Raw genomic sequence first — 275 nt, forward strand, 5'->3', positions numbered from 1 at the left:
AGATCTACACAAAGAAACAGGTATCACAGAATTTTTCCTTCAGTCGTTTGAGCGTTTGATATCATTTGAAAATCAAATTAAAGCATCAAATTTTGATGATATTGAAAACGAATCGTTGTTAACATATAAAAAATCAGGATTTGCTGATGAGTGGCTTGCTACTGTATGGGGAGTTACAACAAAAGATGTTAGCAAAAAACGAATAGAGCTAAACATCAAACCTTCGGTTAAAATGGTTGATACATGTGCTGGGGAGTTTACGGCATCAACTGCTT

1 protein-coding gene is annotated in these 275 nt (G+C 34.5%); it reads left to right on the forward strand.

All coding sequences use genetic code 11. The features are described from left to right. A partial coding sequence (locus SAZ04_RS21990; protein WP_332699700.1) for a hypothetical protein occupies nucleotides 1-275 on the forward strand: 275 nt, incomplete at both ends.

It is taken from the genome of Halalkalibacter lacteus (assembly GCF_036663595.1).
GTDB classification, from domain to species: Bacteria; Bacillota; Bacilli; order Bacillales; family Bacillaceae_D; genus Halalkalibacter; species Halalkalibacter lacteus.